General features: G+C 69.3%; 13 protein-coding genes and 1 pseudogene. 2 read left to right on the forward strand and 12 right to left on the reverse strand.

Annotated elements, in window-relative coordinates:
- The 5 genes and pseudogenes from ON38_RS37555 to ON38_RS36110 all read right to left on the reverse strand — a co-directional run.
- Positions 1-139, reverse strand: a pseudogene (locus tag ON38_RS37555) (methionine synthase); the annotation flags it as partial.
- Positions 136-1,236 carry a tRNA 2-thiouridine(34) synthase MnmA gene (mnmA, locus tag ON38_RS17980; protein ID WP_039825997.1) on the reverse strand — a complete coding sequence of 367 codons (1,101 nt, stop codon included), beginning with the start codon at positions 1,234-1,236 and terminating at the stop codon, positions 136-138. The gene mnmA and the pseudogene ON38_RS37555, both read right to left, overlap by 4 nt.
- A gap of 3 nt (positions 1,237-1,239) precedes the next feature.
- The gene (locus ON38_RS17985) at positions 1,240-2,466 is read right to left on the reverse strand and encodes a cysteine desulfurase family protein (RefSeq protein WP_051164920.1); all 1,227 of its coding nucleotides are present in this window, start codon (positions 2,464-2,466) and stop codon (positions 1,240-1,242) included.
- A gap of 111 nt (positions 2,467-2,577) precedes the next feature.
- Positions 2,578-3,441, reverse strand: a complete 864-nt coding sequence (locus tag ON38_RS17990; protein ID WP_039825998.1) for a phosphatidylinositol mannoside acyltransferase — start codon at positions 3,439-3,441, stop codon at positions 2,578-2,580.
- Positions 3,442-3,443: 2 nt separating this feature from the next.
- On the reverse strand, positions 3,444-3,590 hold the full coding sequence (locus tag ON38_RS36110) for a hypothetical protein (RefSeq protein WP_157181803.1): 147 nt from the start codon (positions 3,588-3,590) through the stop codon (positions 3,444-3,446).
- A 480-nt stretch (positions 3,591-4,070) separates the two neighbouring features.
- On the opposite strand from ON38_RS36110, the gene ON38_RS34225 reads away from it, so the two are divergent.
- Positions 4,071-4,652, forward strand: coding sequence for a hypothetical protein (locus tag ON38_RS34225; protein ID WP_051164921.1), 582 nt, complete (start codon positions 4,071-4,073; stop codon positions 4,650-4,652).
- 105 nt (positions 4,653-4,757) lie between these two features.
- Here ON38_RS34225 and ON38_RS18000 read toward each other — a convergent pair whose 3' ends face one another.
- From ON38_RS18000 to ON38_RS18010, 3 genes are all read right to left on the reverse strand, one after another.
- Entirely contained in the window at positions 4,758-5,687 is a 930-nt protein-coding gene (locus tag ON38_RS18000; protein ID WP_051164922.1) for a lysophospholipid acyltransferase family protein, read from the reverse strand.
- Between the two features lie 4 nt (positions 5,688-5,691).
- Complete coding sequence (locus ON38_RS18005; protein WP_039825999.1) at positions 5,692-6,519, reverse strand: GNAT family N-acetyltransferase; 828 nt, start codon at positions 6,517-6,519, stop codon at positions 5,692-5,694.
- A gap of 225 nt (positions 6,520-6,744) precedes the next feature.
- Positions 6,745-8,049 (reverse strand): NAD(P)/FAD-dependent oxidoreductase, encoded by a 1,305-nt coding sequence (locus ON38_RS18010; RefSeq protein WP_051164923.1) that lies wholly within the window; start codon positions 8,047-8,049, stop codon positions 6,745-6,747.
- Positions 8,050-8,160: 111 nt separating this feature from the next.
- Here ON38_RS18010 and ON38_RS18015 point away from each other — a divergent pair, with 111 nt between their 5' ends.
- Positions 8,161-9,018, forward strand: a complete 858-nt coding sequence (locus ON38_RS18015; protein WP_039826032.1) for a LysR family transcriptional regulator — start codon at positions 8,161-8,163, stop codon at positions 9,016-9,018.
- Positions 9,019-9,240: 222 nt separating this feature from the next.
- On the opposite strand, the gene ON38_RS18020 is transcribed toward ON38_RS18015, so the two are convergent.
- The 4 genes from ON38_RS18020 to ON38_RS18035 all read right to left on the reverse strand — a co-directional run bounded on the left by ON38_RS18020 (position 9,241) and on the right by ON38_RS18035 (position 11,895).
- The gene (locus tag ON38_RS18020; RefSeq protein WP_039826000.1) at positions 9,241-9,552 is read right to left on the reverse strand and encodes a hypothetical protein; all 312 of its coding nucleotides are present in this window, start codon (positions 9,550-9,552) and stop codon (positions 9,241-9,243) included.
- A gap of 131 nt (positions 9,553-9,683) precedes the next feature.
- The gene (locus ON38_RS18025; protein ID WP_039826001.1) at positions 9,684-10,007 is read right to left on the reverse strand and encodes a hypothetical protein; all 324 of its coding nucleotides are present in this window, start codon (positions 10,005-10,007) and stop codon (positions 9,684-9,686) included.
- A 308-nt stretch (positions 10,008-10,315) separates the two neighbouring features.
- On the reverse strand, positions 10,316-10,843 hold the full coding sequence (locus ON38_RS18030) for a hypothetical protein (protein ID WP_039826002.1): 528 nt from the start codon (positions 10,841-10,843) through the stop codon (positions 10,316-10,318).
- 302 nt (positions 10,844-11,145) lie between these two features.
- A complete protein-coding gene (locus ON38_RS18035) occupies positions 11,146-11,895 on the reverse strand; it encodes an AraC family transcriptional regulator (protein ID WP_039826003.1) in 750 nt (249 codons plus the stop codon).
- Between the last annotated feature and the right edge of the window lie 98 nt (positions 11,896-11,993).

Below are 11,993 nucleotides of genomic sequence, written 5' to 3' on the forward strand. Positions count from 1 at the left end.
CCCCGCGGGCCGGTAGTTCCACCAGATGCGGCAGGCCGGTCAGTTCGCCGACGATCACCGTCGCGGCTTCCCGGGCATCGGTGCCCGGCCACGACCCGACGCCCGTCGCGTTCCCGGCCGGGAGACCGGACAGGGTCATCGTGGCGCGCCCGCCGGCGCGGTACGCGCGGTCGCGGTGATGGTGCCGCTGCCGAGCACCTCGTCGCCCGCGGAATCGGGCCGGTACAGCACCACGGCCTGCCCCCGCGCGACGCCGCTGAGCGGCTCGTGCAGCCGCACCGCCAGACCGTCGCCGGCCGCCTCGGCCGTCGCGGGCGCGGTGCCGCCGTGCGCGCGGACCTGCACCACGCAGTCGAGCGGTTCGGTGGGTGCCGCGCCGCCGGTCCACACGGCCCGGTCGGCTTCGATGGACCACACCAGCAGATCGTCGGCCGAGCCGACGCGCACAGTGCCCGAATCGGGGTCGATATCGGTGACGTAGCGCGGTTTGCCGTCGGGGCCCGGCCCGGGCAGACCCAGACCCTTGCGCTGGCCGATGGTGAATCCGTGCACACCCTCGTGCCGGCCCAGCTCCGCGCCGCCCGAGTCCACGATGGCGCCGGGGCGGATCCCGATCTTCGCGCCGAGGAACGCCCGGGTGTCCCCGGAGGGGATGAAGCAGATGTCGTGGCTGTCCGGTTTGTTCGCGACCGCCAGGCCCCGTTCGGCCGCCTCGGCCCGGATCTGCGGCTTCGGTGTATCACCCACCGGGAACATGGCCCGCGACAGCTGCTCGGCGGTGAGCACCGCCAGCACATAGGACTGGTCCTTGTCGGCGTCCACGGCGCGGCGCAGCACACCGTCGGCGAGCCGGGCGTAGTGGCCGGTGACCACCGCGTCGAAACCGAGCGCCACGGCCCGGTCGGCGAGCGCCGAGAACTTGATCTTCTCGTTGCAGCGCAGGCACGGGTTGGGAGTTTCCCCCGCCGCGTAGGACTCGACGAAATCGTCGATCACGTCTTCTTTGAAGCGGTCCGCGAAATCCCAGACGTAGAAGGGGATGCCGAGCACATCGGCGGCCCGGCGGGCATCGCCCGCGTCCTCCTTCGAACAGCAGCCCCGCGATCCGGTGCGCAATGTGCCGGGCGCACTCGACAGCGCCAGATGCACTCCGACCACCTCGTGCCCGGCGTCGACGGCCCGTGCCGCCGCCACCGCGGAATCGACTCCACCACTCATCGCGGCGAGCACTCGCATACGCTACGCACCTCCTCTCGCACCGGCCAGACCCGCGGCCCTGGCTCGTTCCACCACCTGCGGCAGCACTTCCAGTACTGCCTCTATATCGGACCGCTGGGAGGTGTGTCCAAGGGAAAACCGCAGCGACCCCCGCGCGTCCCGGGCCTCGACACCCATCGCGATCAGGACATGGCTCGGCGAGGCCACCCCGGCCGTACACGCCGAACCGGTCGAACATTCGATACCCGCGGCGTCCAGCAGCATCAACAGCGAATCACCCTCGCAACCGGGAAAGGTGAAGTGCGCGTTACCGGGCAACCGTCGTTCGTCGTGGGGTCCGTTGAGTATCGCGTCCGGGACGGCCTGCCGCACGCCCGCGATCAGCTCGTCGCGCAGACCGGACAATTCCGCGGACCGGGCCGGCATCTCGGCCACGGTCTGCCGTAGCGCCGCGGACAACCCGGCCACCGCCGCGACATCGGAGGTGCCCGAGCGCAGGTCCCGTTCGTGGCCGCCGCCGTGCAGCAGCGGCACACAGCCCACCTGACGGCCGAGCAGCAGTACGCCGACCCCGTGCGGCCCGCCCAGTTTGTGGCCGGCGAAACTCGCGGCGGCCAGGCCGGCCGACCCGAAATCGATGGGCAGCTGGGCGGCCGCCTGGACCGCGTCGCTGTGCATCGGCACCCCCGCCGCCCGCGCGATCTCGGCCAGTTCCCCGATCGGCTGGATCGCCCCGACCTCGTTGTTGGCCCACATCACGGTGACCAGCGCGACCTCGCCGGGATGCGCGGCCAGTTCGGCACGCAGCGTCTCCGGGGCGACGATCCCGTCGGCGTCCACCGGCAACCAGGTCACCTGGGCGCCCTCGTGCCGTTCCAGCCATTCCACCGCGTCGAGCACCGCGTGATGCTCCACTGCGGCGGCCAGGATCCGGTTGCAGCGGGGGTCCGCGTCCCGCCGGGCCCAGTAGATCCCCTTGATCGCGAGGTTGTCGCTCTCGGTTCCGCCGGAACACAGGATGACCTCGGAGGGGCGGGCGCCGAGATCCGCGGCGATCGATTCGCGCGATTCCTCCAGCCGGCGCCGGGCCGCCCGGCCCGACCCGTGCAGCGAGGACGCGTTTCCGACCTGCGCGAAGGCAGCGGTCATCGCCTCGATCGCGACGGGCAGCATCGGTGTGGTCGCCGCATGATCGAGGTAGACCGTCGTGGGCACACCGCTGACAGCACCCGGGAAAGCCGACTTCATGACCAGTAAAGGATAGCTGTCACGGCTCGGCGCTTATTCCCCCCGGCCGAGGAGCGGCCGACGTGGGCAGATGCGGCGCCCGCCCGATCGGACCGAGGCGGCGCCACCCCGTCAGCCGTCCGTCCAGACCCGCTGCAACATGTGCCAGTCGGCGGGATGGGCGGCGATACCGGCGGCGAACCGGTCGGCCAGCTCCTGGGTGGCGTCCCGGACTCCCCGGGAGGTATCGATCGGGTCTCCGACCGAGAATCCCCACCCGGCCTCCGTGAACCAGCAGTGCACGGGCAGCAGCGGGGCGCCCGTATCGATGGCCAGCCGAGCGGGACCGGCGGGCAGGCGCGCCGGTGCGCCGAAGAATTCGACCGGTACGCCCCGGCCGGACAGGTCACGCTCGCCGAGCAGGCAGACCAGACCGCCCGCGCGCAGCCGGTCGGTGAGCAGACGGAACGGGGGCGTATCGCCGCCGGTGAGCGGAATTATCTCGAAACCCAGGCCCTCCCGGAAACGGACGAACCGGCGGAACAACGACTCCGGCCGCAGCCGCTCGGCGACCACGGTCGGCGTACCGATCCGCTGCACGAGCCAGACACCGGCGAGGTCCCAGTTCCCGCTGTGCGGCAGCGCGATGACCACACCGCGACCGGCGGCGTATGCCTCGCGGACCCGATGGAGTCCGGTGGCCGAGGACTCGATGGTGTCGGCCAGAGCCCGTGGATCCATCGCGGGCAACCGGAAGGCCTCCCGCCAATACCTGGCGTAGGAACGCAGATTCGCCCGGATCAGCTCCGGCGGAACCCGAGCGGGTTCGACACCGAGGACCTTGGCGAGGTTGCGCCGCAACTGGTCCGGGCCGCCGTCGCGGCGGGCGATGCGGTCGGCGGCGGTGTCGAACAGGCGTACCGCCCAGCTGTGCGGTAGGGCTCGCACCAGACGCCAGCCCGCCGCATAGCCGAGGTCCTGCACCCGGCCGGACATCGCTACCCGGCGCCGGTATCTGTCGCGGCGGGGCTGTCGGCCTCGGGGGCCGCGGTGAGGAAGAGCGGAACGTGATCGTCGGCCGGTAAGGCGTACGGCTCGGGTTCGGCGGGAACGTGACTGAACAGCCCGGGGTTGTCGTCGTACATGGTCGTGCTCCGATCTTCGGTGTGCGCTGCCGGCACGGGTTCCGTACGGCAGAGGTCGAGAGGTGGGTCCCGCGCCGGCCGTCGCGATCGGATCGGGGTCGGGACCTTTCGGGGTTACCCATCCGGAACCCATGGCACTCGGCGCCGGGCTGCCGAGCGGAGCTTCCGAGTTCCGCGGGCGAAGGTCGCGGCCGGGTCTCTCGGATTCGGCAGCCGGGCGGCTGCTCGACGGTGTTCCTCACCACCGTAGCCGCATATCAGGGCCCGCGTGTCCCGCACCGCCGAATCCCGTATGACAGCGCGGCACCGGCGGACCGGGTCACCTCATCCCGCTCGAGCAGCGCCGATCAGCCCGCTTGACAGCTACCTATTGAACGTACCGTTATTCAGCGGTACGGTAAGCGACGTATCAATAAAGCACTTCGCGGAGTGCGATCCGCCCCGGAGGACGAACGGGGGCGTGACCAGTGAGGACCACCGATGAACCGAAACCACGAACAGCGCGCCCGCCGTCTCGCGGCGCGGATCGCCGCGCTCGCCGTCATCACCCTCGCGCCGCTGGCGGCCACCGCCGCCCCCGCCCTCGCCGATCAGGTCGGCGCCACCACCGTCAGCAACGATTCCGGCAACAGCTTCGGCGATAGCTTCGGCCGGGACAGCAACGGGTGGGACGACAACGACCACCAGGCCTGGGACGGCGACGACTTCGGCGACGACGACGGTTTCGGCTGGGACGACAACGGCCACTACGGCTACAAGGACCACCACCGGCAGGATTACGACGGCTGGGAGGACCACCTCAACAGCGGCGACAACCAGTACCCCGACCGCGATTCGCACAACGACCGCGGCCGCGACTACGACCGCCCCGCCGACTGGGACCACGAGACTCCGAATCCCCGCGGCGGCGGTGGTGCACCGCCGAACTGGAATATGCCCAACCCCTACATCCCGCCGCCCCCGCCGAGCCTGCTGCCGCAGGTCCAGCTGCCGGTGCTGCCGCCGCTGCCCTTCGCGCTGCCCGTCCTGCCAGGGCTGCCGGGCACGGGCAGCGCGAGGTAAACGTCAGATAAGTAGCCGTTGTACAGCGGCACGTGAATGGACGAGTCGATATCCAGCAGCAGAGAGGCCGGGACCACCCCCTGGACCCGGCCGGCACCGCCCGGATCAGACAGTGGTGACAGCCGCGCGAGTCAGCTGCCGGCCCGCCGCAGCCAGGACCGCGTGGGCGGCGTCGGAAAGCTCTTCCGCGCGCACCGCCTGCTCACACCGCCGGGCCAGCTCCTTGCGGTCGGTCCCCGGCGGTTCCGCCGGCGCCAAGACCACTTCGGCGGTAAGGTTCCGGGCCCGCAGCACCCGAACGATCGAATCGACCAGGGTGTCGTCTCCGACGAACCCGGGAACGGTGGACCGGTTGCCGTGCGCGTCCAGGTACCGCAGCCGGACCGGCTGCACCGGGGTCCCGGTATCGACCGCGGCCTGGAAGAGGGCGGGCCGCAGCGACCCGTAGGCACGGCCACACCAGGTGGTGCCCTCCGGGAAGAACCCGATCCGTTCCCCCGCGGCGAGCCGGTGCCCGATCTGCTCGATCACATCCGGCAGCCGGCGCAGGCGTTCCCGCTCGATCGGGACGACCCGCATCACCCGGGCGAGCGTGCCGAGCACCGGCCAATCGATCAGGTCGGCCCGCGCCACGAACGCGAGCGGCTGCACCGAGGCGAGCACCACGATATCGGCCCAGCCGATATGCCCACAGGCGACGAGCACCCCGGTGCCCGGCGCGGCGTACCGTGGCCCGATCGCCGCGGCTCCCGTCCGCCGGTCCACCACCCGCAGCCGGATACCGCACGCACGCAGGAGGGTCCGGGCGAACCGCCGCTGCATTCCCGACCGCCGGCACGCCGGCGTGACGATATGCACGAAGGGGTAGGCCAGCAGCACCGATACGGCACCGACCGCCCGGAACCCGGCCCGCACGACGCCGACCCCGGGGCGCTGCTGCACACAGCCGGTCCCGCACGGGCTCACCGGCATCCAGGCGTGCCGGACGGCAGGCGCCACCGGAGCCTGCTCCACCTGCTGCGCGACGGTCTCCATCGGGTCACCGCCCGCCGTCGAAATTCGCGGCCACACCGCGTAACCGATCCAGATACCGGGTGTTGATGGTGTCGAGCCCCAGCAACACCACGAAATCCGCGACGGCGAAATCCGGATCGTGGGCGGGCTCCCCGCAGATCTCGGCACCGAGCCGCAGGTAACCGTTGAGCAGCGGTGGCAGTTTGGGGCGGCCGGGGGCGGGCAGATCGTCCAGAGCCACCCCGTCGACGACAACCGGGTGGTAGGGACGGACGCGCTTCTCGGGCGCGCAGGCGTGTTTGCCGAGCAGGAAATCGCGCACCCCACGCACATCGACCCCGGCCGGATCGCCGGGGCTGTACTGCATGGGCACCGAGGCGCATCCCATCACCCGGTCGTAACCGGTGAGCTGGATGTAGTGCAGGATTCCGGCCCACATGAGGGTGAGCACCGAACCGTTGCGATGGTCGGGGACCACACAGGCCCGGCCCATCTCCACGATCCGCATACCCGCGGGATCCAGATTCGTGAGGTCGAATTCGGTGGCCGTGTAGTAACCACCGGCGGCGGCCACCTTGTCCGGCGGCAACATCCGGTAGCAGCCGACGAATTCGCCGGTGGATTCGTCGCGGACCAGCATATGGTCGCAGTGCTCGTCGAACCGGTCCGCGTCCAGTCCCGTACCGTCGTCGGGGATCCGGAAACCCGGCTCATTGGCGAATACGTTGTACCGCAGCCGCTGCGCCGCGATGCGATGGTCGGTGTCGGAAGAGACGATCAGTGCGTATCGGGACCGGTGATCCTCGCCGGCGGCCGGTCGAGCCGGAGCCGTCGGCACGGACGTAATAGCCATGATGCCAAGCAGGCCAGCCCGACACGGCCTCCGGGCGTCCACAACATGTCGCGGACATGCCGGTTCGGTTAACGAGACGCAGGTCACACCGAACGTTCACCGATCGGTATCCGCACGTTAGCGTGAGCAGGGAAAACAGCTTCGCTGTTGGGTTGAGCGCAACGCGGAATTCGCCTCTGGGACGCGCCGCGGGCGGGCCCGTCCGACGGACCCGCCCCACGGGTACTAAGCGACGAAACGTTCGGGTTCGCGCACCCGTTCCAGATGATGCCGGTCCACTTCCTCGAAACCCGGCCGGCCGGTACCGATGAACGCCACCAGCCACGACAGAACCGCGGCGAACCGGTTCCGGAAGCCCACCAGGTAGAACAGGTGCACGGCCAGCCAGATGAACCAGGCGAACACACCACGGAAGGTGATCTTCTCGTTCAGCTTCGTCACGGCGCTGAACCGGCTGATCACCGCCATGCTGCCCTTGTCCCAGTACACGAACGGGGTGCCCGGGTGCTTGTCGCGGCTGATGATGTCGGCGGCGTGCCGGCCCTCCTGCATGGCCACCGGCGACTGACCCGGGTAACCGTTGAGCGAGGTCATATCGCCGATCGCGTAGATATCGGCATAGCCGCCCACGGTGAGGTCGGGATTGATCAGCAGCCGCCCGGCGCGATCGGTCTCACAACCGGTGGCCTCGGCCAGCAGTTTCGCGAAACCGCCCGCCTGCACGCCCGCCGACCACACGATCGTCTCGGCGTCGAGCTGCCGCTCGGCGCCCTCCTTGTCCTTGACCGTGACGTGCCCGTCCTCGATATCGGTGACGAAGGTGCCCAGCAGTACTTCGACCCCGCTGCGGGTCAGCGATTTCTTCGCGTACTCCGACAGCCCGCCGCCGAACGGCGGCAGGACCGCGCCGGCGCCCTCGACCAGGGTCACCGAGACTTCCTCGTGGTAGTAGCGCTTCGCCAGTTCCTTCAGCTGTCCGGCGACCTCCACACCGGTGGCCCCGGCGCCGACCACGACGAACGACAGCAGCCGCCGCCGGGTCTCCTCGTCGGCCTGGCCCGCCTCGCGGAACACCCGGGCGATCTGGGCCCGGAGCAGCCTCGCGTCGTCGATGGTCTTGAGCGAGAAGGTCTTGTCGGCGAAGTCGTCGCGACCGAAGTAGGACTGGCTGGCGCCGGTGGCCGCGATCAGCGATCCGTAGCGGATCCGGCGGACCTCCTCGCCGGTGCGATAGGTCAGGACGGCGGCGTCGGGTTCGATGGCGGTGACCTCACCCAGCCGGACGTCGGCCTCCTTGTGCCGGCGCAGAATGTTCGCGATCGGGGGTGCGATCTCCGCGGACGCCAACACCCCGGTGGCGACCTGATAGAGCAGCGGCTGGAACAGGTGTTCCGGCGTGCTCGAGATCAGGACATAATTCACTCCCGCTTTGGCCAGTTGTTTGGCCGCGGCGAGTCCGCCGAACCCCGAACCGATGATCACGACGTCCGCGTACTCGATGCCGGCGCCGATCTCAGTGACCTTGTGCATGACAGCCTCCTTCACTCATTAGGAACCGTCATCCGTAAGGCAGATATTTCAGGGTTCAGGGCGCATAATTGAGATGACTCTTATCTGTTCTGGTCATGAATGGAGATCGAGGTGGAACTTCGCCAGCTCACGTACTTCGTCGCGGTGTGCGAGGAGCTCAGTTTCAGCCGGGCGGCGGCCCGGTGCTTCATCTCGCAATCGGCGATCAGCCACCAGATCGCCCGGCTGGAACACGACCTGGGCGTGCAGCTCTTCGAGCGCTCGACCCGATCGGTCGTCCCCACCGACGCGAGCACCAGGCTACTACCGCTCGCCAAGCAGATGCTAGGTCTGGAATCTGCCATTCGCGCCTCGATACGTACCACCGGCCCGCGTATCCGGCTCGCGGCGAATATGTCGTTCGCCACCCGATCGCTATCGGCCATCGCCGGCGCTCGCGAAGCGCATCCCGGCGCGGAGATAGAGTTCGTCATCAAACCGTTCCGCCAGCGGGTCGCCGCCGTCGCGGACGGCGACTGTGATCTGGCCCTCATCCGCGGCAGTGTGCAGCAGGCCGGACTCGTGGTCGAACAACTGTGGGTGGAAGACCTCACGCTGGCGACCGCCCCCGCGCATCCGCTGGCCGGCCGCACCGACGTCACCCTCGCCGAACTCAGCGCCTACCCGCTACTCCTCCCGCCGGAATCCGAGCAGTTCCTCCTCCACAACGTCATCCGCTCCGCCTTCGCCGACCTGCCCACCGGACCGACCTTCGGCCCGCCCATCCCCCCGGACCACACCGCCACGATGGAGCTGATCAATCATCCGGACGCCTGGACGGTTCTCTACGCCAACAGCTCCACCGAAGGCATCGCCGCACTCCCGCTGGCCGACCACCGCCTGCGCATCCCCGTCTCCGCCGTTCTGCGCGCCGACACCCGGCGCACTCCGATCCTCGATTCACTGCTCGACGGGCTGCACTGCGCTTAGCCACAGCCCGGCCGGTCGCTGTCGTCCACATCGCCCTCGGGACGGAAACGCATCGGCCCGGCACGCGGATCGCGTACCGGGCCGACGGCCCCGGCAGCCGGGCAGTGGCTACCGGGACCACGGTGGCATCGCCGGTTCGGCTCGGCGGTCCACCGGTAACCCGAGTGGCGAGGGGACCGGCTCGGGTCGGTTCGGAGTGCCGTCGCAGGACGGCACAAGGGGTTACCGCGGCGGGGGCACCCGATCGTCGCGGTGCCGGAGCACCGCTCCCTCGGGCACCGGCTGCACTTCACCGCTCTTCAGGATGATCACCCCGGGGCTGCCCGGAGGCAGCTGGTAACCCGGCAACTCCCGCGCGATGTCCTCGCGCAGGATCACCCGGTCGATATCGGACCGCTCCTGCCCGTTGATGATGATCTTCTTGTCGGGTCCCGGGTCGGCGCCTGCCGCACCGGCGCCGGCGACAGCAGCGCCCGCTACCCCTACTCCGCAGACCAGGGCCGCGAAAGCTCTACTCGCAGGTTTCAGCTTCATCGTGAAACTCCTTGTCACACCGCGTTTCTGCCGATCACATCCGATCGGGCCTCGGATAACGGCGACAGTAGTTCGCGTCACTGTGCGCAGGCTGCGAAGACAGCTGGGAGTCTGCTGGGAATCGGGGCGGTTCAGCCGTCGCAGTACAGACAGTCGCAGGGCCGGCCCACCTCACTGCCGTAGACAGCCAGGTGGCGCAGCGGAGCCAGCACCGTGTCCGCGACCGCCGGATCCAGCGGGGGCGCCGACCACGGAGACGGCTTCCCCCAGGCGGCAGGCGCTTCTTCGATGTCGTAGCGCACCACCGCGTCGACGAACAGGGTCCACAGGCAGTGATCGGGAAAGGGATTCAGGCGCAGGACCCACCAGTGGCCTCCCACTTCGGCGGCCAACGGGAATCGCGTATTCCCGGTGCCGTGCCATACGGGCCGAGCCAGGGCTTCGGGCTGTGTCATACCGCTTCCTCCACTCGCGGATCGGGCACCGCTATCCGGCGGAGCGGCCGAACGCGGCTCCGGTGACGACGGCGACCTGCCCGGCTTCCAGTTTCATGGCACCTCCCTGTCCACCCGTCCGCCCGGGTGGCCGACGGCACCCCACCATCCTCACCATGGTCCCGTGGGGCCGCATCGGTCCACAGAGTGATTCCGCGGCGGTCGCCGGGTGACGGGCACCCGGTCCGCGTCGACGTCGCGTACCGAAAACCGTTGTACCGCAGCAGCGGGCCGAGCCCGGTGGCACGATACGCCGTGGTGGCGGCCGGTTACCGGTCACCGGAGCGGTCGCCGGAGGACGACCCCCCGCCCACCGGGGGCAGACGCTTCTGTCCGCAGGCCAGTTCGCGCGCGAGACTTTCGTAGGAGAAATACGCACGAGCCAATTGCCGCCGGTGCACCGCCTCCGGCCCGTCCAGGATGAAGCGGTCGAACGAAATCGTGTACAGGTACGCCAGCCGGCCGAACACCGCGCCCAACCCCTCGTGATGTTCCGCCGCGCCACTGCCCGGTTCGCCGAGAAGGCGGTGCGCCTCCGAATCTATGACGAACAGATGCCGTTGCGCGTCCTCCCAGGCCCTGACGAACGGGTCGGCGGCGAGGTCGGTAGCGGGCAGTTCCGGTTCGGACCGGCCCGGGACCCAGGTCAGCACCACATCGTTCCAGTTCGGTCGCGTCGTGGCCAGGCGACGATGGGCGTCCACCAGGCCCGCGACGGCGGTGAGCATGGGACAGCCGAAATCGGCCGCTCCGGCGGTACGCGATTCCCCCGCGCGTGCGAATACTGTCGAGACCACTCGGCTGTCCGGTAAGGGACCGAATCCCGCACGGCCGTGCACAGTTCCCCATTCTGCGCGGCGGCCGTTCTGGAATTGTCCGAATTCGGCGACCCCGGCCGATCACCCCGTACTGCCGACACATCGATCGGCGCGCACAGCTTAGCCAATTCCTCCGCTCGGAACAGCACTCCACGAAAAGGGATATGGACACGGAATACGTTTCGCTACAACGCAATTGGAATAGACCGAAACGGAAGCGGCGGCATTTCGATGGTCGCATTCCCGTGTGTCGATCGCCTATCGCCCGGCGGGAATCGCGGCTACCGATCCCCGCCGCGTCGCGAACTGCCCGGGGTGCGTCCGAATGCCTGCCGGTACACGTCGATGAAAGCGCTGGGCGAGGCCCAGCCACAGCGACCGGCCACCGTGGTCACCGAATCGCCCTCGGCGAGCATGCGCACCGCCCGGTGCAGCCGGAGGTGGGTCCGCCACTGCGGGTAGGTCATGGCGAACTCGGTCCGGAACAACCGGGTGAGGGTGCGCTCCCCGGCGCCCACCCGACGACCCAGTTCCGACAGCGTCCAAGTGGTTTCCAGATCCGCTTCGACGAGTGCGCAGGCGCGCCGGAGACGTTCGTCGCGCGCGACCGGTAGCAGCAGTCGCTGGCGCGGCATCCGGCCCAGCTGATCGAGCAGGACCTGCCGCAACCGGCCCAGTTCGTGGTCCGGCAATTCGCCCGGCGCGGAACAGGTGATGATCAGCTCCCGCACCAGCGCGGAGGTCGCGAGCACGGCCGGCACCTCCCGATCCCCTTCCGGCGCGACCGGGAAGGCGATGCAGTGGAACCGGGTCGGTCCGAAGAAGTGGTGCTCGTGCCGGTGCCCGGCGGGAATCCAGATCGCGCGGTCCGGCGGCGCGATCCACGTACCGATATCGGTACGGACCTCCGCCGCACCACCACTGCAGTAGATCAGCTGATGGTCGGGGTGGTGGTGCGAATCGATATGCGATCCCCCAGGCAGGTCCCGTACCCGGGTGGGCGTGGGAATCGTTCGGCGGGTTATCGACATATCTTGGCATTTTATCGGAAGAAGTCATAGGGGGCCGCTTCCTACGCTGATCCTCGACCGACGACCAGGAGGACCCGGCTGTGGACACCCCGCCCGCC

The organism is Nocardia testacea NBRC 100365, from assembly GCF_000308775.1.
GTDB lineage: Bacteria > Actinomycetota > Actinomycetes > Mycobacteriales > Mycobacteriaceae > Nocardia > Nocardia testacea.

Bases quoted from the DNA above. Each gene is read 5' to 3' on its own strand.
- ON38_RS18005 (WP_039825999.1), bottom strand. From the start codon at position 6,519: ATGGCTATTACGTCCGTGCCGACGGCTCCGGCTCGACCGGCCGCCGGC.
- ON38_RS18020 (WP_039826000.1), bottom strand. From the start codon at position 9,552: ATGAAGCTGAAACCTGCGAGTAGAGCTTTCGCGGCCCTGGTCTGCGGA.
- ON38_RS36110 (WP_157181803.1), bottom strand. From the start codon at position 3,590: ATGTACGACGACAACCCCGGGCTGTTCAGTCACGTTCCCGCCGAACCC.
- ON38_RS34225 (WP_051164921.1), top strand. From the start codon at position 4,071: ATGAACCGAAACCACGAACAGCGCGCCCGCCGTCTCGCGGCGCGGATC.
- ON38_RS18010 (WP_051164923.1), bottom strand. From the start codon at position 8,049: ATGCACAAGGTCACTGAGATCGGCGCCGGCATCGAGTACGCGGACGTC.
- ON38_RS18035 (WP_039826003.1), bottom strand. From the start codon at position 11,895: ATGTCGATAACCCGCCGAACGATTCCCACGCCCACCCGGGTACGGGAC.
- ON38_RS18000 (WP_051164922.1), bottom strand. From the start codon at position 5,687: ATGGAGACCGTCGCGCAGCAGGTGGAGCAGGCTCCGGTGGCGCCTGCC.
- ON38_RS17985 (WP_051164920.1), bottom strand. From the start codon at position 2,466: ATGAAGTCGGCTTTCCCGGGTGCTGTCAGCGGTGTGCCCACGACGGTC.
- mnmA (WP_039825997.1), bottom strand. From the start codon at position 1,236: ATGCGAGTGCTCGCCGCGATGAGTGGTGGAGTCGATTCCGCGGTGGCG.
- ON38_RS17990 (WP_039825998.1), bottom strand. From the start codon at position 3,441: ATGTCCGGCCGGGTGCAGGACCTCGGCTATGCGGCGGGCTGGCGTCTG.
- ON38_RS18025 (WP_039826001.1), bottom strand. From the start codon at position 10,007: ATGACACAGCCCGAAGCCCTGGCTCGGCCCGTATGGCACGGCACCGGG.